Annotated in this window: 17 protein-coding genes, 1 other RNA gene and 1 pseudogene; 12 read left to right on the top strand and 7 right to left on the bottom strand. The window is 54.5% G+C overall.

The genetic code is table 11. The features are described 5' to 3' along the window. Positions 1 to 51 precede the first annotated feature (51 nt). From ppiD to ACQ86O_RS26075, 3 genes are all read left to right on the top strand, one after another. Positions 52 to 1,932, top strand: coding sequence for a peptidylprolyl isomerase (gene ppiD / locus ACQ86O_RS26085; RefSeq protein ID WP_431223479.1), 1,881 nt, complete (start codon positions 52 to 54; stop codon positions 1,930 to 1,932). Positions 1,933 to 2,117: 185 nt separating this feature from the next. Then, on the top strand, positions 2,118 to 2,498 hold the full coding sequence (locus ACQ86O_RS26080) for a ComEA family DNA-binding protein (protein ID WP_431223478.1): 381 nt from the start codon (positions 2,118 to 2,120) through the stop codon (positions 2,496 to 2,498). Between the two features lie 210 nt (positions 2,499 to 2,708). Then, positions 2,709 to 3,122, top strand: a complete 414-nt coding sequence (locus ACQ86O_RS26075) for an acyl-CoA thioesterase (protein WP_431223477.1) — start codon at positions 2,709 to 2,711, stop codon at positions 3,120 to 3,122. 174 nt (positions 3,123 to 3,296) lie between these two features. Here ACQ86O_RS26075 and queC read toward each other — a convergent pair whose 3' ends face one another. Together queC and ACQ86O_RS26065 are read right to left on the bottom strand one after the other, a co-directional pair. Further along, complete coding sequence (gene queC, locus ACQ86O_RS26070) at positions 3,297 to 3,995, bottom strand: 7-cyano-7-deazaguanine synthase QueC (protein WP_431223476.1); 699 nt, start codon at positions 3,993 to 3,995, stop codon at positions 3,297 to 3,299. Between the two features lie 158 nt (positions 3,996 to 4,153). After that, a complete protein-coding gene (locus ACQ86O_RS26065; RefSeq protein WP_431223475.1) occupies positions 4,154 to 5,857 on the bottom strand; it encodes an SgrR family transcriptional regulator in 1,704 nt (567 codons plus the stop codon). A gap of 131 nt (positions 5,858 to 5,988) precedes the next feature. On the opposite strand from ACQ86O_RS26065, the gene cof reads away from it, so the two are divergent. Next, positions 5,989 to 6,807 carry an HMP-PP phosphatase gene (gene cof / locus ACQ86O_RS26060; RefSeq protein ID WP_431223474.1) on the top strand — a complete coding sequence of 273 codons (819 nt, stop codon included), beginning with the start codon at positions 5,989 to 5,991 and terminating at the stop codon, positions 6,805 to 6,807. A gap of 86 nt (positions 6,808 to 6,893) precedes the next feature. Here the strand turns inward: cof and ACQ86O_RS26055 are convergent, their stop codons facing one another. Continuing rightward, positions 6,894 to 7,934 carry a PLP-dependent cysteine synthase family protein gene (locus ACQ86O_RS26055; RefSeq protein WP_431223473.1) on the bottom strand — a complete coding sequence of 347 codons (1,041 nt, stop codon included), beginning with the start codon at positions 7,932 to 7,934 and terminating at the stop codon, positions 6,894 to 6,896. Between the two features lie 156 nt (positions 7,935 to 8,090). Between ACQ86O_RS26055 and ACQ86O_RS26050 the strand changes: the two genes are divergently transcribed. From ACQ86O_RS26050 to amtB, 5 genes are all read left to right on the top strand, one after another. Beyond that, positions 8,091 to 8,552 carry an Lrp/AsnC family transcriptional regulator gene (locus tag ACQ86O_RS26050; protein ID WP_431223472.1) on the top strand — a complete coding sequence of 154 codons (462 nt, stop codon included), beginning with the start codon at positions 8,091 to 8,093 and terminating at the stop codon, positions 8,550 to 8,552. An 81-nt stretch (positions 8,553 to 8,633) separates the two neighbouring features. Then, positions 8,634 to 10,409 (top strand): SmdA family multidrug ABC transporter permease/ATP-binding protein, encoded by a 1,776-nt coding sequence (locus ACQ86O_RS26045; protein WP_431223471.1) that lies wholly within the window; start codon positions 8,634 to 8,636, stop codon positions 10,407 to 10,409. Beyond that, complete coding sequence (locus tag ACQ86O_RS26040; protein WP_431223470.1) at positions 10,402 to 12,180, top strand: SmdB family multidrug efflux ABC transporter permease/ATP-binding protein; 1,779 nt, start codon at positions 10,402 to 10,404, stop codon at positions 12,178 to 12,180. The genes ACQ86O_RS26045 and ACQ86O_RS26040 overlap by 8 nt, the downstream gene beginning before the upstream one ends. A gap of 284 nt (positions 12,181 to 12,464) precedes the next feature. Continuing rightward, complete coding sequence (gene glnK, locus ACQ86O_RS26035; RefSeq protein WP_004949337.1) at positions 12,465 to 12,803, top strand: P-II family nitrogen regulator; 339 nt, start codon at positions 12,465 to 12,467, stop codon at positions 12,801 to 12,803. Between the two features lie 37 nt (positions 12,804 to 12,840). Beyond that, positions 12,841 to 14,127 carry an ammonium transporter AmtB gene (amtB, locus tag ACQ86O_RS26030; RefSeq protein WP_431223469.1) on the top strand — a complete coding sequence of 429 codons (1,287 nt, stop codon included), beginning with the start codon at positions 12,841 to 12,843 and terminating at the stop codon, positions 14,125 to 14,127. A gap of 148 nt (positions 14,128 to 14,275) precedes the next feature. On the opposite strand, the gene tesB is transcribed toward amtB, so the two are convergent. Further along, a complete protein-coding gene (tesB, locus tag ACQ86O_RS26025; RefSeq protein WP_431223468.1) occupies positions 14,276 to 15,139 on the bottom strand; it encodes an acyl-CoA thioesterase II in 864 nt (287 codons plus the stop codon). 265 nt (positions 15,140 to 15,404) lie between these two features. Between tesB and ACQ86O_RS26020 the strand changes: the two genes are divergently transcribed. Continuing rightward, entirely contained in the window at positions 15,405 to 15,896 is a 492-nt protein-coding gene (locus ACQ86O_RS26020) for a YbaY family lipoprotein (protein ID WP_431223467.1), read from the top strand. 53 nt (positions 15,897 to 15,949) lie between these two features. Here ACQ86O_RS26020 and ACQ86O_RS26015 read toward each other — a convergent pair. Further along, positions 15,950 to 16,262, bottom strand: a pseudogene (locus ACQ86O_RS26015) (MGMT family protein). A gap of 156 nt (positions 16,263 to 16,418) precedes the next feature. On the opposite strand from ACQ86O_RS26015, the gene ffs reads away from it, so the two are divergent. Next, positions 16,419 to 16,515, top strand: an RNA gene (gene ffs / locus ACQ86O_RS26010) — signal recognition particle sRNA small type. A gap of 55 nt (positions 16,516 to 16,570) precedes the next feature. Here ffs and ACQ86O_RS26005 read toward each other — a convergent pair. Next, complete coding sequence (locus tag ACQ86O_RS26005; RefSeq protein WP_431223466.1) at positions 16,571 to 17,914, bottom strand: NCS2 family permease; 1,344 nt, start codon at positions 17,912 to 17,914, stop codon at positions 16,571 to 16,573. Between the two features lie 27 nt (positions 17,915 to 17,941). Then, positions 17,942 to 19,732, bottom strand: coding sequence for an adenine deaminase (locus tag ACQ86O_RS26000; RefSeq protein WP_431223465.1), 1,791 nt, complete (start codon positions 19,730 to 19,732; stop codon positions 17,942 to 17,944). Between the two features lie 136 nt (positions 19,733 to 19,868). Here ACQ86O_RS26000 and ACQ86O_RS25995 point away from each other — a divergent pair, with 136 nt between their 5' ends. Further along, complete coding sequence (locus ACQ86O_RS25995; RefSeq protein ID WP_431225832.1) at positions 19,869 to 20,801, top strand: LysR family transcriptional regulator; 933 nt, start codon at positions 19,869 to 19,871, stop codon at positions 20,799 to 20,801. Positions 20,802 to 20,804 lie beyond the last annotated feature (3 nt).

Here is a 20,804-nt window from a genome sequence, read left to right as displayed (position 1 = left end):
GCGCCTGCACAAGGGTTGTTAATCCACATCACAGCGGAGTGTTGTCACACTATGATGGACAATTTACGCGCGGCTTCTAACCACGTCGTGCTAAAAATCATCCTGGGCTTGATCATTTTGTCATTTGTTTTGACTGGGGTGGTCAGCTATCAGGGGAGTGCCAGCGATTATGCAGCGAAAGTCAATGGCCAGGTGATTGAACGCGCCCAGTTGGAACAGGCCTTCCAGAGTGAACGTAGCCGGATGCAGCAGCAATTGGGCGATCAGTTCTCTGTGTTGGCCGGCAACGAAGGTTACATGCAGCGGATGCGCCACGAAGTGCTGTCGCAGCTGATTGATAAGTCGCTGCTTGACCAGTATGCCAAAAAGTTAGGCCTGAGCGTCAGTGACGAGCAGGTGAAAGATGCCATCCGTAAGGAAGCCTACTTCCAGACCGACGGCCAGTTCGATAATGCCAAGTATCTCGATCTGATTAACCGCTCAGGCTACAGCGCCGATAATTACGCGCAGTACATGCGCCAGCAACTGATCAATCAGCAGTTAATCCAAGGGTTCAGCGGTGGCGGTTTTGTCTTGCCAAACCAAGCTCAGGCGATGGTTGGGCTGGTGCTGCAGGAACGTGACGTTCGCCTGGCGACCATCGATCTGAAAGCGATGCTGGCCAAGCAGGTTGTCACCGACGATGAACTGAAAGCCTACTACGAACAGAATAAAAACAGCTTCATCGCGCCAGAGCAGGTGAAGGTGAGCTTTATCCCATTGGATGCTGCGGCACTGCAGGATAAAGTGGCCGTGAGCGAAGCGGATATCACCGCTTATTACGATCAGCATCAGAGCAGCTATGGCCAGCCGGAACGCAAGAAATTCAGCATTATCCAGCTGAAAACCGAAGCGGAAGCCAAAGCGGTATTGGAAGAGCTGAAAAACGGTGCCGACTTTGCCACTCTGGCCAAAGAAAAATCTACCGACATCATCTCAAGCCGTAACGGTGGTGAGATGGATTGGATGGAGCCAGATACTACCGCAGATGAACTGAAGCAGGCGAACCTGACCGAGAAAGGCCAGCTTTCAGGCGTAGTGAAATCTTCCGTTGGCTACCTGATTATCCGCCTGGATGACATCAAACCAGCGCTGGTGAAGCCATTGAGCGAAGTGCATGATGCAATCGCCAAACAGGTAAAGCAGGAAAAAGCGGTTGATGCCTACTATGCGCTGCAACAGAAAGTGAGCGAAGCGGCGACCAGTGACAACGAATCTCTGGCGTCTGCCGAAGAAGCGGCCGGTGTCAAAGCGACGCAAACCGAATGGTTTACCCGTGACAATGTTCCTGCTGCCCTGAATTTCAAACCTGTTGTGCAATCTATCTTTGACGGTTCCCTGATTGGCGAGAACGGCGCGCCAGGCAGCAACTCCGACGTGATCACCGTAGACGGCGACCGTGCGTTTGTGGTTCGTGTTGTTGGCCACCAGCCGGAAGGTGTTGAGCCTTTCGACAAGGTCAAAGATCGCATTGTTGAGATGGTTAAACATAACAAGGCACTGCAGGAAGCAAAACTGCAGGGTGAAAAACTGCTGGTTGAGCTGAAGCAGGGTAAAGGCGATGAGGCGATGAAAGCCGCTGGCCTGAGCTTCGGTAGCGTGCAGAAGATGGTACGGGCTCCAGATGACACTCAACTGGTAGACGCCGTATTCTCACTGCCTCATCCTCAGGATGGTAAAGCGGTGTACGGAATGTCCCAGGATGCGCAGGATAACGTGGTGCTGATTGCCCTGGATGCGGTAAGACCCGGCACGTTGCCTGCAGACGAAATGAAAACTTTCGTTGGCAAAATGGAGCAAGGGATGACCAGCGTGACCTTCGATTCCCTGCTGGCTAACCTGCGTAAGCAAGCCACCATCAAAATGGGTGCCGCTGAGCAGCAGCAACCTTGATTTATCCGATGGCTTTTAAGCCGCAAGCTTGAAAGCCATCGGGAATAAGCACCGCATTTGCTTGCAACACAATGTAATCCCCAAGGCCGCTTTCGCGGCCTTTTCCATATCTGATTTCTGCTGTTTGCTGATTATCTGCCGCTGCTGCAAGGTAGCCTTGCTGTCAAACACAAGGAGAAAACAGCATGCAACCAAGCGTAAATCAATCCATCATCCGTTGCCCTCAATCCCTGAAACTGCTGCTGGTAGCGGCACTGTTCAGCCTGACGGGAGTACCGGCTATCGCCGCTGAAAAGCCCGCCCAAGGGCAACAACAGGTTGCTCCGGCTCCGCTCAAGGTAGCCAATGCCGAAGCGCAGGTTGAAGGTGAGTCACAGGTCAGTATTAATCAGGCAAATGCCGAAGAGTTCGCCAGCGCGCTGAACGGTGTCGGTTTGAAAAAGGCGGAAGCCATTGTGCGATACAGGGAACAAAACGGGCCCTTTACCGAGATTGAGCAACTGCAAGAGGTACCGGGAATCGGGGCGTCATTATTAGAAAGGAATCGTGGTCGGCTGAAAATGTGATCCCGCTCGCGGCTGCGTGGCAAAATGCCCTCGCAGCCGCTCTCCTCTGCTACATTTTACAGGTCATACCAGTCATGCATCGCAAACACCTATGCGCTCTCTGGCGGCGAAGCATGCAGCACAGATGCCGAGGCTGGCAGGGGCAAAGGGCATATTCGAACGGGTTAGGGCCTTAATTATTATTACAGAGGCAGGAGCGCTTATTTCACTATGCAAACATATATAAAAGTTCGTGGTTATCATCTTGATTTTTATCAGCACGTTAACAATGCGCGCTATCTGGAATTCCTTGAAGAGGCTCGCTGGGAGTGGCTCGAGAACCTGGATGCGTTTCATTGGATGACGCAAAACAACATCGCGTTTATCGTGGTGAACATCAATATCAATTACCGCAAACCGGCGGTTTTGGGTGACAAACTGCGCATCGATAGCCAGATGCAGCAACTGAATGGCAAAAGCGGCGTCCTGAGCCAACAGGTAACGCTGGAGCCAGAAGGTACGCCGGTTGCTGATGCAACACTGACCTTTGTCTGTATCGATCTGAAAACCCAGAGGGCGCTGCCTATTGAGGGAGAATTGCGTGAACACCTGATGGCGTTGCAACAAAGGGATCAGCAGGCTTGAATAAGCAAACTGCCTGTTAAAGCCCTCTCCCAAAGGGAGAGGGGATCGATCGTGCGACAACTGGGCTTCTGCGCCTGACCACAACAGCGCTCTGCTCCCTCTCCCTGGGGGAGAGGGAGAGTCAGCGGTTCCCCCCGGTTTATCAGCCGATGTCACCAGTGCCCGATACCTGCTTCAAGCCAACCCGGTTTTCTGCTTCAGGCTGGCCATAATGCCGGTTTTATCCTGAAGGTATTGCTGCAACCCGTTCGCCCGCAGATGGCAGGCTGCACATTCACCGCAACCGTCACCCTGGATGCCGTTATAACAGGTGAGCGTGTCGTGGCGGATCAGTTCCAGCCGCTGGTAATAATCTGCCAGTGCCCAGGTTTCTGCCTTGTTGAGCCACATCAAGGGCGTTTCAAAGCGGATATCCCGCGCGATGCCTAAAACGATAGCCTGATTCAGGGCCTTGACGAACTCGTCGCGGCAATCCGGATAGCCTGAGAAATCAGTCTCGCAAACGCCGGTGATCACGGCTTCGGCCTCCACCTGATAAGCATAAATTGCCGCCAGGGTCAGGAACAGAATGTTACGGCCTGGTACGAAAGTACTTGGCAAGGCATCGGTCTGCGAACTCTCAAAGTCTGGCACCGGAATGTTATCGCGTGTCAGGCTGCTGATGGCCAACTCATTAAGTAGCCCAACATCCAGCACCTTGTGTGCCTTGGCACCTAGCGCTTGGGATAAAGCTGCGGCAACCTCTATTTCGGCGCGATGACGCTGGCCATAGTCGAACGTGATGCAGTGAACTTCATCGTACTGCTGCAATGCCTGGATCAAGCAGGTCGTGGAGTCTTGTCCACCGCTAAAAACGACAACTGCGCGCTTCATAAAATCTACCTTTTGGTTAGAAGCCATTCCCGATGCACATTCGGGCGGCCAGGTTATCCCGCGGTCTTTCAAACAGAAAGCGAAAGCCATTGGATTGAATCATGGTTACCGGGTGATGGTAGCAGAGATGACCGAGCCGCCGCCAACCCTGGTTGGCGTTAGTTCTCCAGCGGCGGTGGCAACCAGGCCTGGCAAAAATCAAACCAGCCATAGGCGGTGAGCATGACCCCATGAATGCGCGGTGGCGCGCTAACCTGATATTGATAGTTGAACAGCGGCGTCAGGATCGCGGCCCCCATCAACTGCTGGTAGTAATTTTTCAGCAGGTCGTAGCGTTGCTGATGCGTTGGACACTGTTGGATATGCCGCAGAGTCTGCTGTTGATGCTGCCAATCTTCCTCTTTCAAAATTCCTTGCCACAGCAAATCGCGGCGCAGCCAGCTTTCTAACGTGGCCTCTGGCGCCTCGCCAATCAGGTTATCAGCCAACAACAGATCGGCCTGAGCGACCTGTTCGGGGCTTTGCCAGCGCTTACCGGAAAAATAATGGATTTCCAATTGGCAGCCATGCGCGGCCAATAATTGCTGTAAAGCCTGCGTCACGCTTTCCAACTCGACCGGTGGGTGGTACAGCAATGTCAACCTGGCCGGCAGCTCGATATCTTCAATCGGGTGTTCGGGGATCGCCCAGCCAGGCAACATTTCATGACTTGGCGTTATCACACCGTGCAGTATGGGCAGGGTGGTCAACAATCCTGAGCGCTGTATCAGCGCCAGCAGCTTCTGCCCTTGGGCCTCGCTTAATACACCACGGCGCTGATTGATGGCCAGATAGCACCACCCCAGGCTCATGCTGCGCTGTACTGGCCGCGCCTGTGCCAACTCTTCCTGTTGGCCGATGGTGATCCTGACCGGATGCTGGCAGCTGGTTTCCGGCTCATTGGTCAGTAAATCAGGGGTGATCCAGTATTCGATGCTGGCCAGATAAGGATGCTGCAAATGGTAGTAAGGATGCTGTTCCAGCCGTATGAGTTGAGGCTCGTTAAGCGTCAGCTTAAATGGGCCTGCGCCAATCGCCGGTACTTCCGGATGCGTTATCAGGCACGGCAGTTCCGCCAACCGGTGTGCTAACCAATAATCTGCGGTGTGCAGATTAAACTGAATACATAATGTGTGTGGCAAGCTTATGGTTGCCACACTACTTAACAACGGCTGGCTGCGGGGGTGTTGGCGCAGGGTATTCAGGGCTTGCAGTATTTGCTGGCCGGTCAGCGGTTCCCCGTTATGCCATCGCAATTGGCTACGCAGAAAGAACTGCCAGCGTAAGCCATCTTCACTAATCTGCCAATGATGCGCCAGATCCGGCTGTGGCTCGGGGCTACCTGTATTAAAGCGCGTTAACCCGGCATAGACGGTTGCGACCAGGTGTTGTTCCGCCCGACCACTTAACGTCAGTGGATCGAGTTTTTCCAGAGTTCGGTAATAAGGAATACGCAGCGTGGGGCTGCCTTCCTGCCATTGGCCGCCCAGGTGGGGGCTCAGCAGTTCCTGCAAATGTTGCGGCGCAAGCTGTGCCATCTCCAAGGCGCCCTGATGATCGCCCTGTTGCAGCAGGCGTTGCAGATGAGCGGCACGCAGTTCATCCGGGGTTTTCAGGCATTGCAATTGTGCGCGTTTACCGCGCCCGGCCTGAGAGTTCCAACTTAGCCACCCTTGTTCTTGCAGTTGCTGTATCAGCGTGCGTGCATGCCTTTCGCTGCAGTAAAACATGGCGGCCAGCTCACTGACGGTAATTACCACCGGCGCGCTGCCCAGTTGTTGATACAGGCGTTGATATTGGCTGAGTCGGTGAACCAGGCGCATAGCGGGATCCTTGGTCTTTCAAACCGTGGGGATAAATCAGGAAGTATTTATCCAAATTGTTCACTATTACTTCCGCAAATACCACCCCATACTGGCACGATTGCAATAATGTTCACATTTAAGAGGTTCCCATGTATCGCCTGGCCGCTTTCGATATGGATGGTACTTTGCTGACCCCCGAGCATCGGGTTGGGCCAGAAACGTTGACCGCACTGAATCAGCTTATCGAGCGGGAAATGGTGGTGACTTTTGCCACCGGGCGGCATTTTCTTGATGCGCAGCCGATCATGGCGCAACTGGGTTTACAAGGGTACTTAATCACCGGTAACGGCACCCGGGTCTATGACAAGCAGGGGCAACAGCTGCATGCCACGGATCTACCCGCCGAAATCGCCGAAGAGGTGCTGCATACCCATTGGCGAACGTCTGCCAGCATGCACGTATTTCGTGACGAGGGGTGGTTGACTGAACGTGCCGTGCCGGAAATGCTGAGCGCCCATCACCTTAGCGGTTTCCATTTTCAACTGATCGATGTGCGGCGTCTGCCGGCATTTGGTAACAGCAAAGTCTGTTTCTGTGCGCCTCATGAAGCCCTGGTCGAGTTGCAGATCCAGTTATGCGAGCATTTCGGCACCAGCGTTGACCTGTGTTTCTCGGCCTACGATTGTCTCGAAGTATTGCCAAAAGGCTGCAACAAAGGAGCCGCTCTGGAAAAGTTGAGCAGCCACCTGGGGTTGACGTTGGCAGATTGCATGGCCTTTGGCGACGCCATGAATGATAAGGAAATGCTCGCCGGAGTAGGGCACGGTGTAGTGATGGGGAATGCTCTGCCACAGCTGAAGTCGCTGCTGCCTCAGCTACAGGTTATCGGCCATTGCGAACAACAGGCAGTGGCTCACTATTTACAACATTGGCTGCGTTCACCACGCTCCCCTTATACCCCCGTATGATGGAGTTTTTTACAGCCGGCCGGGTATGACTACCCGGCTTTTTTTATCTAACCATTATTAGCTTGGTAGCTTGATAAGTTAGTGACTTAAAGGTTTGCCAACTGAGCCTGATAAGGTGCCAGATCCCCAATATTACGACTGACCCATTCGGCGTCGTAGTAAGTATCCAGATAGCGTTCACCGCTGTCGCATAACAGCGTCACGATCGCACCTTGTTCACCCTTTTCGCGCATTTGCTTTGCCAATTGCAGCGCCCCCCATACGTTGGTGCCGGTAGAGGCGCCTACCTTACGGCCCAGCATGTTTTCCAGCCAGTAGATGGTGGCTATGCTGGCGGCATCGGGTACGCGCAGCATGCTGTCAATTACCGAAGGGATAAACGACGGTTCGGCGCGTGGGCGGCCAATGCCTTCAATCCGGCTGCCACAACTGCCAATAATGGTACGATCGCCATGATGGAAGCAGTCGTAGAACACCGAATTTTCCGGATCAACCACGGTTAAAAGCGTATCGTGCCCTTGATAGCGAAGGTAGCGGCCCAGCGTTGCCGAGGTGCCGCCGGTGCCCGCGCTCATCACGATATGTTTGGGGACCGGGTAAGGTTCACGTGCCATCTGGCGGAAAATACTGTCGGCGATGTTGTTATTACCGCGCCAGTCGGTTGCCCGTTCGGCGAAGGTGAACTGATCCATATAGTGGCCGTTGAGCTCTCTGGCCAATTCCTCTGATGCCGCATAAATCTGCGCTGCATGGTCGACAAAATGGCAGCGGCCACCGTAAAAGGCGATTTGTTCCACCTTGCGCCGCGCGGTGCACGAAGGCATAACCGCGATAAACGGCAGGCCAAGCAGGCGGGCAAAATAGGCTTCCGAAACCGCTGTGCTGCCGGAAGAAGCCTCGATAATCGGCGTATTCTCGGTGATCCAGCCGTTGCACAAACCGTAAAGGAACAGTGACCGTGCCAGACGGTGTTTCAAACTGCCGGTGGGATGAGTACTTTCATCTTTCAGATAAAGGTAGATGCCAGGGAATTCCGGCAGGTTCAAGCGTATCAGGTGGGTATCGGCGGAACGTTGGAAATCCGCTTCTATTTCACCGATAGCATATTTTACCCAAGCGTTTGTCATAGTCTGGTCTCAAAATAGGGAGCTTATCGCCGTCGCCTTTCAAGCTGGGCTGCCGGTATCTATGTGGCGTAGCATAGCGTCTTGCGCAGAAAAAAGGATTGCCATTTTTACTGTTTAATCGCCTAATGGGAGAAATATTTTCTACGGATTGGCGATATGCTGGATAAAACAGACCGTAAACTGCTGTGCATGCTGCAACAGGACTGCACCCAATCGCTGCAGGTGCTGGCCGAAGCGGTGAATCTGACCTCTACGCCGTGCTGGAAAAGGCTGAAAAGGCTGGAGGATGAAGGCTATATCCGTGGGCGAGTCGCGCTGCTGGATAATGAAAAGCTGGGGCTTGGGTTAACCGCCTTTGTGCTGATCAAGACCCAGCAGCACAGTAGCGAGTGGTATCAGAAGTTTGTGGAACTCACCGCAAAGATGCCAGAGGTGCTGGCGTTTTACCGTATGGCGGGCGAGTACGATTACCTGATGCAGGTCGAAGTAGCGGATATGAAAAGCTATGATAACTTCTACAAACGTCTGGTGACTGGGGTACCGGGGCTGATAGATGTTACTTCCAGCTTCGCCATGGAAAAAATCAAATACACCACGGCGCTACCGGTGCCGGAGTGAACTGCTCAATTTACCTTTGATCGTTGAAGTTGCAGGGTTGCAACTTGTCCTCTGTTTGAGAGCCATCTGGAATAAAACTGCGTGAGATTATTTGCACAAATCGGCTGGTATTTCCGCCGTGAGTGGCGCCGCTACCTGGGGGCAGTGGTGCTGCTGATCGTCATTGCCATACTGCAACTGCTGCCGCCTAAATTGGTGGGTATCATCGTTGATGGTGTCACCAGGCAACAGATGTCCACGAACCTGCTGATGGCCTGGTTGGGGTTGATGCTCGGTACCGCGATTGTGGTCTATCTGCTGCGCTATGTGTGGCGGGTCCTGTTGTTTGGTGCTTCCTATCAGTTGGCTGTTGAGCTGCGTGAGAACTTCTATCGCCAACTCAGCCGCCAGAATCCGGCATTTTACCTGCGCCACCGCACGGGGGATCTGATGGCTCGCGCAACCAACGATGTGGATCGCGTGGTTTTCGCGGCGGGCGAAGGTGTGTTGACGCTGGTGGACTCCCTGGTGATGGGGCTGGCGGTACTGATCGTGATGAGCACCCAGATCAGTTGGCAATTGACCCTGCTTTCCCTGATCCCAATGCCGATTATGGCGTTCGTTATCAAATACTACGGCGATCAACTGCACCAGCGTTTCAAATCGGCGCAGGCAGCGTTCTCCAGCCTGAACGACCAGGCGCAGGAGAGTATGACCAGCATCCGCATGATTAAAGCGTTTGGCCTGGAAGATCATCAATCCAACCAGTTTGCCGAAGTGGCGGCCCAGGCCGGCGCCAGGAACATGCATGTCGCGCGTGTCGATGCGCGCTTTGATCCGACTATTTATATCGCCATTGGCGCGTCAAACCTGCTGGCGATCGGCGGGGGCAGTTGGATGGTGGTGAACGGCTCCCTCACGCTGGGCCAACTGACCAGCTTTGTGATGTACCTCGGCCTGATGATTTGGCCAATGCTGGCGCTGGCCTGGATGTTCAACATTGTTGAGCGTGGCAGTGCCGCGTACAGCCGTATCCGTAGCTTGCTGGAGGAGGCGCCTGCCGTGAAGGATGGTGAGCTTGACCTGCCCCAGGGGCGCGGCAACCTGAGCGCCGATATCACGTCGTTCCATTACCCGGAAAACACCAAGGCTGCGTTGCATGATGTCGCGCTGCGGCTACAGCCTGGGCAAATGCTGGGGTTATGTGGGCCAACCGGCTCGGGCAAATCGACGCTGCTGTCGTTGATCCAGCGCCAGTTTGATGTTGATGACGGGTATATCTGCTACCACGGCTTACCTCTGCCCCAGATAAAACTTGATGAATGGCGCTCGCGTTTGTCGGTGGTGAGCCAGACACCGTTTCTGTTTTCAGACAGTGTGGCCAACAACATTGCCTTGGGCAACCCTGCTGCCACTCAGGAGCAGATCGAGCAGGCTGCGCGCCTGGCCAGCGTGCATGAAGATATTCTGCGCCTGCCGCAAGGGTATGAAACCGAAGTGGGCGAACGCGGCGTAATGTTGTCCGGAGGCCAAAAACAGCGTATTTCCATTGCGCGTGCGTTGCTGCTGGATGCGGAAATCCTGATCCTGGATGATGCTCTCTCTGCGGTGGACGGGCGCACGGAGCATCAGATCCTGCATAATCTGCGCAGTTGGGGACAAAATCGAACGGTGATCATCAGTGCACACCGCCTTTCTGCCCTGACGGAAGCCAGCGAAATTCTGGTGATGCAACACGGCACGGTGGCACAACGCGGGCAGCATACACAATTGGCCGCGAAAGCAGGTTGGTATCGCGATATGTACCGCTATCAGCAATTGGAAGCGGCGCTGGATGGCGATCCTGAAAATGCCGAGGAGACGCTGGCCGATGAATAAGATGCAAAAGTTGTGGCCAACGCTGAAACGCCTGCTGGCTTACGGTTCGCCTTATCGTAAACCGTTGGGGATAGCGGTGGTGATGCTGTGGGTGGCGGCAGCGGCAGAAGTCGCCGGACCGATCCTGATCAGCTACTTTATCGATAACTATGTTGCCAAAGGCCAATTGCCGCTGATGATCGTCAGCGGTCTGGCGGTGGCTTATATCTTGCTGGAGCTGCTTGCCGCGGCATTGCATTATTTCCAGGCTATTCTGTTTAATCAGGCAGCGGTGGGGGTGGTGCAAAGATTACGCACCGATGTGATGGACGCGGCGCTGCGCCAACCGCTGAGTGCGTTTGATACGCAACCCGTCGGGCAGTTGATCTCCAGAGTGACCAACGATACGGAAGTCATCAAAGATCTGTATGTGATGGTGGTTGCCACGGTACTGAAAAGTGCCGCATTGATCGGCGCGATGCTGGTGGCGATGTTCAGCCTTGACTGGCGTATGGCGTTGGTTGCGATCTGCATCTTCCCGGCGGTGCTGGTGGTGATGGGGATCTATCAATATTACAGCACGCCGATAGTGCGGCGAATGCGTGGCTATCTGGCCGATATCAACGATGGCTTTAATGAAGTGATCAGCGGGATGGGGGTTATCCAGCAGTTCCGCCAGCAGATACGCTTTGGTGAGCGTATGAGCGCGGCCAGTCGCTCCCACTATACTGCCCGCATGCAAACGCTGCGGCTGGATGGGTTCCTATTACGGCCACTGCTTAGCCTGTTCTCCGCGCTGGTGCTGTGCGGCCTGCTTATGCTGTTTGGTTTCAGCGGTGAAGGGGCCATCGGCGTCGGGGTGCTGTATGCCTTTATCAACTATCTGGGCCGCCTGAACGAACCGCTAATCGAACTGACTGCCCAGCAATCGATATTGCAGCAGGCCGTGGTGGCTGGGGAGCGGATTTTCGAACTGATGGATCGCAGCCAGCAGAGCTACGGCAGCGACGATCGTCCGCTGACCAGTGGCCGTATCGACATCAAAGAACTGAGCTTTGCTTACCGTAGCGACCAGAAAGTGTTGCAGCATATATCGTTGCAAGTGCCGTCACGGGGCTTTGTCGCCCTGGTTGGGCATACCGGCAGTGGTAAAAGTACCCTGGCCAATCTGCTGATGGGGTATTACCCGCAGAGCGAAGGGGAAATTCGTCTGGATGGGCGGCTTTTATCCAGCCTTTCACACCGCACCTTGCGCCAAGGGATCGCCATGGTGCAGCAAGATCCGGTGGTGATGGCTGAATCGGTGCTGGCTAACGTGACGCTTGGCCGTAATATCAGCGAGGAAGCGGCCTGGCAGGCGCTGGAGAGGGTGCAACTGGCTGACCTGGTACGTTCATTCCCACAGGGAATTCAAACCCGCCTGGGCGAGCAGGGGAACAATCTTTCCGTTGGGCAGAAGCAGCTTTTGGCCATGGCACGCGTGCTGGTACAGGCGCCGCAGATCCTGATCCTCGATGAGGCTACCGCTAATATTGACTCGGGTACCGAGCAGGCGATCCAGAGGGCCTTACGCTTGATCCGCGAACACACCACGCTGGTAGTGATTGCGCACCGCCTTTCAACCATTGTCGATGCCGACTCTATTCTGGTGCTGCACCGTGGCCACGCGGTGGAGCAGGGCGATCATCAGCAACTGCTGGCACAACAGGGTCGTTATTATCAGATGTACCAGCTGCAACTGGTAGGGGAAGAGCTGGAAGCGGCGACCCGCGAAGAAACGCAGACGGTATAATTGCCCTGGCGATGGTTCCGGTAATGGGGCCATCGCTTCCCGCACCACAAACAGGCAGCGAAATTTTCTGACTCCCCCTTCTTGCACTTTCTCAACGCGTTTTGCACCAATGCGGTGCGCAATGACTGAGCTGTTATTCATGAGACGCCCTCCCGCACGTTCAAAACTCCCCCAATACCGATGTAACAGGCTGAATAAAAAAACAAAATAATTTTTGGCATAGCCTTTGCTTTATAAGACTCGTACCAGGGGTAAGTTTTTAGGCTAATTCGTGGAGAGGCAATATGAAGCTGGTTACCGTGGTGATCAAACCATTCAAGTTAGAAGACGTGCGTGAAGCCCTATCCTCAGTCGGTATTCAGGGGCTGACCGTAACCGAAGTCAAAGGGTTTGGGCGCCAGAAGGGTCATGCCGAGCTCTATCGCGGCGCTGAATACAGCGTCAATTTCTTGCCTAAGGTCAAAATTGATATCGCTATCGCCGATGATCAACTGGATGAAGTGGTTGATGTCATTAGCAAAGCGGCCTACACCGGCAAGATTGGTGACGGCAAAATTTTCGTTGCCGAATTGCAACGTGTCATTCGTATTCGCACCGGCGAAACAGACGAAGCAGCACTGTAATCACAGGTTCAGTCAAGTGAATGGGGATGAACTGATAATGAAAAGACTTTTATCCATGTTGGGCCTGAGTATGGTAACCCTGGTTCCTTCTCTGGCTTTCGCCGCTCCAGCGGTGGCAGACAAGGCAGATAACGCCTTTATGATGATTTGCACCGCGCTGGTGCTGTTTATGACCCTGCCGGGGATCGCATTGTTTTACGGTGGGCTGCTGCGCGCCAAAAACGTACTTTCGATGCTGACACAGGTTACCGTGACCTTTGCTTTGGTGTGTGTGTTGTGGGTGCTTTATGGTTATACGCTGGCTTTCAGCGAAGGTAATGCCTTCTTCGGTGGTTTGCAGACGGCGATGCTTAAAGGGATCGGTATAGATAGCGTAACCGGTACTTTCAGCCAGATGATCCACGTCGCGTTCCAGGCCTCCTTCGCCTGTATTACCGTGGCTCTGGTGGTTGGTGGTTTCGCGGAGCGTATCCGCTTCTCTGCGGTGATCATTTTTTCTGCCATCTGGTTCACCATCTCTTACTTGCCGATTGCGCATATGGTCTGGGGCGGTGGTCTGCTGGCATCCGATGGTGCGTTGGATTTTGCCGGTGGAACCGTGGTGCACATCAACGCCGCCAGCGCTGGCTTGGTGGGGGCCTATCTGCTGGGCAAGCGTGCTGGTTTTGGCAAAGAAGCGTTCAAGCCGCATAACCTGCCGATGGTGTTTACCGGTGCCTCTATTCTGTATATCGGTTGGTTCGGCTTCAACGCCGGTTCCGCCAGTGCGGCCAACGGCATTGCGGCGCTGGCGTTCCTGAACACGGTGGTAGCCACTGCGGGCGCAATCCTTTCCTGGACCTTTGCCGAGTGGATAGTGCGTGGCAAACCTTCCTTGTTGGGAGCTTGCTCTGGCTGTATCGCCGGGCTGGTGGCAATAACGCCAGCTGCGGGTACTGTCGGGGTCGGTGGGGCGTTGATCATCGGCCTGGTTGGCGGTGTAGCTGGCCTGTGGGGCGTGGTAACGCTGAAGAAATGGCTGAAAGTGGATGATACCTGCGATGTATTTGGCGTGCACGGCGTGTGCGGCATTGTGGGTTGTCTGTTGACCGGCGTGTTCACGGCTTCATCACTGGGGGGCACCGGGTATGCCGCTGGCGTGACGATGGGGCATCAAATGTGGGTCCAACTGCTGAGCGTAGGGGTTACGCTGGTATGGTCGAGCGTTGCCGCGTTTATCGCCTTTAAAGTTGCCGGGGCGGTTGTGGGGCTGCGCGTACCGGAAGAGCAGGAGCGTGAAGGTCTGGACGTCAACAGTCACGGCGAGAATGCTTACAACCAATAAGCCCGGAAAAGTAGTGCGCTAAATTATCTTTACCCGTCGCCTTCAGGCTGCAGCGTTGTTACCTGCACTCGCTGCAATGTGAAATCATAGGGTATATAACAAATAATGATGATGCAAAACGGGGCGATGGTGACATCGCCCCGTTTATTTATACCTCACGCCGACGAATAACACCTTCTTGTACCGTGGTGGCAACCAATACGCCTTCACGGGTGTAGAACTGCCCACGGACAAAGCCGCGAGCGCCGGAAGCAGAAGTGCTCTCTACCGCATACAACAGCCAGTCATCCAGGCGGAATGGGCGGTGGAACCACATTGAATGGTCGATGGTGGCGACCTGCATGCCCGGTTCGAGGAAACCTACGCCATGCGGCTGCAATGCAGTCAGCAGGAAGTGGAAATCCGAGGCATAGCCAAGCAGGTATTGATGGATGCGCTGATCGTCCGGCATAGCGCCGTTGGCGCGGAACCAGACGTGGCGATGAGGCTCCTCAACGGTGCCTTTCAGTGGATTATGGAATTTCACCGGGCGCATTTCTATCGGCTTTTGGCCAACAAACTTCTCGCGCACTTTTTCTGGCAGCAAATGTGCCAGCTTTTTGGCGATTTCCGACTCTGACATCAATCCTTCAGGTGGTGGCACATCCGGCATGGTGTTCTGGTGTTCAAAACCCTGCTCGGGGCTTTGGAAAGAGGCCGTCATATAGAAAATCGGTTTACCGTTTTGAATGGCGCTGACGCGGCGTGCGCTGAAACTGGTGCCGTCACGCAGGCTTTCTACGTCATAAACGATCGGTTTGCTGCTGTCGCCGGGGCGCAGGAAATAACTGTGGAATGAGTGAACGCTGCGCTCCGCTGGGACGGTATGCTTGGCGGCGTAGAGCGCCTGGCCGACAACCTGCCCCCCAAAGACCTGGCGTAACCCCAGATCTTCACTTTGGCCACGAAATAAACCTTCTTCAATTTTCTCCAGATCCAGCAGGTCGAGGAGATTTTGCAGTGCCTGGCTCATAAAGTAGCGATCCTTTTAATCATTAATTTGCGCAGTGTGCTGAATATGACCGCGGGACGTCAATATATTGCTTCACTCCGACCACAACGATGCTGACAAATAGGGTTTATCTGGGATGGTCAGTTGCGGTTAATCTTGAGCGTTATTAGGTGGCTAAGTTATTTAAGCATAGTCCGATAGGAACATCTCAGGATTTTGTGCTAGGTTTAATGGGTGCGGTGGTTTAAGCCACCAACATCTTGATAATAAGAATGGAGAGCGACCCATGAAACTCTGGCAAATCGTAGGGGGAGCAGCTGCGTTGACTATCACACTGGCAGGCTGTGCCCACAAGAGTGCGGATGTGCCTACACAGGCGGCTGGTGATCCTGCAGCGTCACAAACTCAGATCCAGGGCCCATCGGTACAAGGTTCAGTTAACATTCGCCAGCGTATTGCGCTGCCACCGGATGCGGTACTGACCGTAACCTTGTCTGATGCTTCACTGGCCGATGCACCTTCAAGAGTTATTTCACAGCGTGCAATCCGTACCGAAGGCCAACAGGCACCGTTCAACTTTGTGCTGCCATATAACCCGGCAGACATTCAGCCTAATGCGCGCATCATCCTGAGTGCGGCGATTACGCAAAATGGCCAGTTGATGTTCATTACCGATACCATCCAGGAAGTGATCAACCGTAACGGCACCCAGGCCGAACTGTTGCTGGTACCGGTACAGAACGTCCCGGTGCGGGTAGCGCCGACGCTGGCTCCATAACGGGCGTTCAACAGCCTTTGCGCCCTTGGCCAAAGGCTGTTTTGTCTGGCTGGCTACCAGCGCCAACCATAGAGTTGAAAATCAACCGTGCTCTGCGGGCCAAAAATAATCCCTTCTTCAAGTAACGCCTGTCTTTGGCGCTGAAAGTCTTCACCCTGCTGCGAGATCTGCCCATGGCGATTGATTACCCGATGCCAGGGCAATGTGCTGCCTTCAGGTAATCGACGCAGCACCCCCGACCTGACGTGCCGCACGTGGCGATCCAGCCAAGCGTGCAACTTCGCCATAGGTAGTCACCTTACCGTAAGGAATGGCGGCGACTACATGAAATACGCGTTGGCTGAAGGAGGCGTCTTCCGGCTGCATTTATGTCTTCCTGCGCAAGTTCAATCAAGGAACAGAGTGTGCCACAGGCGAGGTGGGTAAGAAAACAGCGGTTGGCCCGGGTTGGCTTGCTATTTAACGGGCCATCACCGATAATGCCCACCGCTTCGCAGTCAAAGAAGCCGTCAATGGGGGCCCTGTTGGTTCTCCCGCAACGCTAACTTGTGAACTCGGTCAGATCCGGAAGGAAGCAGCCGTAGCAGGCGACGTGTGTGCCGGGATGTAGCTGGCAGGGTCCCCACCAATTTCCAGCTCCGTAAAAAAGCACCGGCCAGGCCGATGCCTTCTTCTCAGTGTCTCACCAACGTTGCAAAGTAATATGCCAACGGAACAGCCAGCAGATAAAGCCCAACCGGCACTTCACGCCACTTTCCGGCAATCACTTTGATGATGATATAAAACAGCAAACCGCCAGCGATGCCGGTTCCGAAGCTATTGGCGATCAAAGTGATCATCACCATCATCAGCACCGGCAACCCATCAGTAAAGTTGGCCAGATCCACTTTACGCAACCCGCTGAACATATTCAGGCCGATCAGGATCAGGGCTGGCGCGGTGGCCTCTTTGGGGATCATCAGAGCGATTGGGGTAAACAGGAGCATCAGCAGGAACATGACCGCAGCCGCCAATGCGGTCAGGCCGGTTTTACCTCCGGCTTCAGCGGCGGCCGAAGACTCGATCAGCGCTGTAGCCGCAGGTATCCCCACCCAGGGGCCAACTGCCGCAGCAATCGAATCCACCATAAAGGGCCGGTTGATGTGCTCCATATTACCCTGTTCATCCAATAAACCCGCTTCGCCACCGACAGCCAGCGTCGTGCCCATGGTGGAGAAAAACTCGGAGGCAAAAAACACGAACAGGAACGGCAGGAAAGCAATATTCAGTGCGCCGATCATATCGACATGCCCTAACACCGGTGCCAATGAATGCGGCATCGCCATCAGGTTGCTGGGCAGATGGGTGACGCCAAACGGGATCCCCACCAGGGTGGCAAACAGAATGGCCCACAGGATGGCACCAGGAATACGTCGAGCCTGCAATGCAATTGCCAGGAACAGGCCACACAGAGCAATCAACGCGCCAGGGGCGGTGAAGTCACCTAACATCAGGGCATTGGATTTGGCATTGGCCAGCACTAATCCGGCATTGCGGAAACCCAGAATGGCGACAAACAGGCCGATAGAAGCTGTCAGCCCAAGCTTGATGGATTGCGGAACAGAGCGTGTGACCACCTCGCGCAAGCCGAGTGTGGTCAGCGCAAAGAACAGAATGCCGGACCAACAGGCAATACCCAGCCCAATCTGCCAGCCGATACCTTCACTGCCAGCCAACGTGACGCCGACCAGCACAGAACCGCCAATCCCAGGCCCGACGATAAAGGGCAAATTACCATAAAAGGCCATCAGCATAGTGCCGAGCACGAACACCAGGATGGTGCCTGTGGTCGCCGCGCCTTTATCCATGCCACCTACGGCCAGCAGGCCTGGGATCACGACCAGTAAATAGGCCGCGGCCAGAAAACCGGTAACGCCAGCCAGACATTCGGTTTTTACCGTGGTGTTGCGTTTGTGCAGTTGAAAACGCCGCTGCAGCCAATTACCTGGTGTTGAAGTATTTACGGAATTTTCAGCCATCAATGGCTCTCCTGTTGAGTATTCTTATTATTGCGCCGGGGTTTCCCAGCAGGCTATCAACGGATCGACGATCTGGCGCGTGGTGCCATCGGTCAGGCCAAGATCGGTCAGGTGCGGTCCGGCATTGCATGCCAGACAAGTGCCTTCAATCGCTTTGAAAACCCGGTATGGCGGCTCCCAGTCAGCGACCTTGGCGCTAAGATCGCGCAGATTCTTAAATTGCCTTGCCAGTTCTTCTGCGGGCAGTTCGGAAAGCATACCGGCGATCGGCATGGCGACCTGTGCCAAAATTTCACCGTGCTGGCTGAGAGCCATACCGCCGCCAGTGGCGATCAGCGCGTTAGCAGCCAGCGCCATGTCATGGGGATCACGGCCTAAAACCACCAAATTATGCGAGTCGTGAGAGTAGCTGGTGGCAATGGCTCCGCGCAGTTCTCCCCAGCCTTCCAGCAAGGCCAACTGCGGTTTGGCCTGATGGCGACCGTGGCGGTGTTGTACCCAGATCAGGCTGAATCCTTCCGGGATTTGCACCTTGCCGTCGCGGACTTCCACCGTGGTTTCATTCCACTGAGTGAAACGGGCCCCTTTGATATGCCGCAATGTAGCTCTGCCGTGGTTAATGGCGGGCACTGTTAAAATAAAATCATCGGCAACCAGAGGAGGCAGGCGCAGCGTATCACGAGGTATGGCCACGCCACGGGCGGCCTGCACCGGGGTCAGCATCTTCCCCTGTTGTGCCAGGCACTGACCGGCGACATAAACACGCTGTGCCTGGAGATGTTCCAAAGAGCTGAACACCACCAGATCGGCTATCCGCCCGGCGGCAATCAGGCCAAGATCGTTGCGTTGCAGACGAATAGCGGCATTGAGCGTCGCCATACGCAGCACGTCGGTGGCAGGCAGACCTTGTTCGATCAACTGGTTGAGCAGGGCGATGATCCCACCTTTTTCCAGCAGCATATCTGGCGGCACGTCGTCGGTGCAGACGGTGATCTGCGAGGAGAGGTGCGGCAACGTTTTCAGTGCGGCAACAATTTCCGGTAGCAGATAAGGGTGTGAACCCCGTATTTCCAGCGTCAGCCCGGCACGCAATTTCTCCAGAGCATCGGCTGCCGAGGTTAGCTCATGATCGGAAGTGACCCCGGCGGCCAGATAGGCTTGCAACTGGGGACCGCTCAAGCCACGCGCATGGCCTTCGATCAGCTTGCCGCTGTTAAGCCCGGCGTTGAGGATCTCGAGCATCCGCTCGCTGCCGTTTAGCACACCGTGCATATCCATAACTTCAGCGACACCGGCCACTTCTGGCCAGGCGAGCATGATGTCCATTTCGTTGCCACCGAAATCGGCACCGGACATCTCCAACCCCGGGGTAGACGGCACGCTGGACGGTGCGGCACAAATAACCCGCAAAGGCAGATTACGGCTGGCATCTACTGCGTAGCGCACACCAGCCACACCGAGCACGTTTGCCAACTCATGCGGATCCCAGAACAGGGTGGTGGTACCTTGAGCAACTACAATTTCGGCATAGCGTTCCGGCGGCAGATGGGAGCTTTCAATGTGAACATGGGTATCAATCAGCCCTGGGCTGAGATAGGCCTGCGCCAGATCCTGTGTCTGCAGGGCAGACGTCAGGGAGCCGCAAGCATGAACGCTGGCAATCAGTGGGCCGACAATGCCCACATCCACCAGGCGGATTTCCCCGGTGACCATATCAACCAGGTTGGCGTTGGTCAGCAAGAGATCGAACGCGGTGTTGCCAAGCGCCGCCTGAACGGCACGTTGGCGCACACTGCTACTGACAGAAAAGCTGGTCATGATGATCCCCTGGTATATTGATAGGAGGGTAATGTAGGCGGGAGCGTAGGGTTTGCACAGATGAATTAATTTATTGCGCGATAAGAAACGTTTATGCTGTGGCAAACGTTTACCTATTTCCTGGCAGATCCCCGATATGTCCGAGCCATGGCGGCGCTTACCTGCGCTTTCACTTAAGCAAATTCAGTATTTTGTTACCTTGGCGCAACTGCGGCATTTCACCGATACGGCCAACCGTCTGGCGATCAGCCAGCCCGCGTTAAGCAGCGCATTGCGGCAAACCGAGTCGGTGCTTGGCGGGAAACTGATTAACCGGACGGCGTCTTCGGTGACATTGACCGATCTGGGAGCGGCGATCCTGCCGCATGCGGAGCGATTGCTCAATGTGGCTCATGCCACCTTCGATGATATGCAGCGTATTATGTTGGCCGGGGGCGACGGTACGCTGCGTATTGGCTTGGTGCCTTCGGTAAGTAGCCTGTTATTCCCTGCCGTACCCAGTTTATTGGCGGATCATTTCCCCCGTTTACGTATTGAGTTCCACGATCAAACCAACGACTCGCTGTTGCTGCAATTGGAAAACGGGCAGATAGATTTTGGTATTGGTGCACTGGACAATTCGGTACCGGATACATTGGAGATTTATCCGTTGCAGGAAGATCCCTTTGTGGCAGTGATGCGCAGTGATGACCCTCTGGCAGAATCCAGGCACTTGCCTTGGCGTCAATTGGCTCGAAGAGATATTGCGGTATTTTCGAAAGGAAATATTAGCCGATTAGTGTTAGCGCTGGCAGAAAACCACCGACTGAATTTAACAGCCCGTTATCAGGTCGATTTTCTTGAAACTCTGTATGGATTGGTGCGTTCAAAATTAGCCGTTGCTATTTTACCGCAACTCTATACGACACATTTGAATGATGAAGAATTAGCCGTGGTGCATTTACAACAGCCAGCGCTTAGCCGCACTGTAGCGTTAATGCGCAGCGTAAGGCAAAGTCACCCACCATTAATTGAAAATTGTTTCCAATTACTTCAACAGGATTTTCAACGAAGAAGCAAGCTATCTTGAATT

It is taken from the genome of Serratia sp. L9 (assembly GCF_050632285.1).
Classification (GTDB): domain Bacteria; phylum Pseudomonadota; class Gammaproteobacteria; order Enterobacterales; family Enterobacteriaceae; genus Chania.
This window is presented reverse-complemented; position numbering and strand designations above follow the sequence as displayed.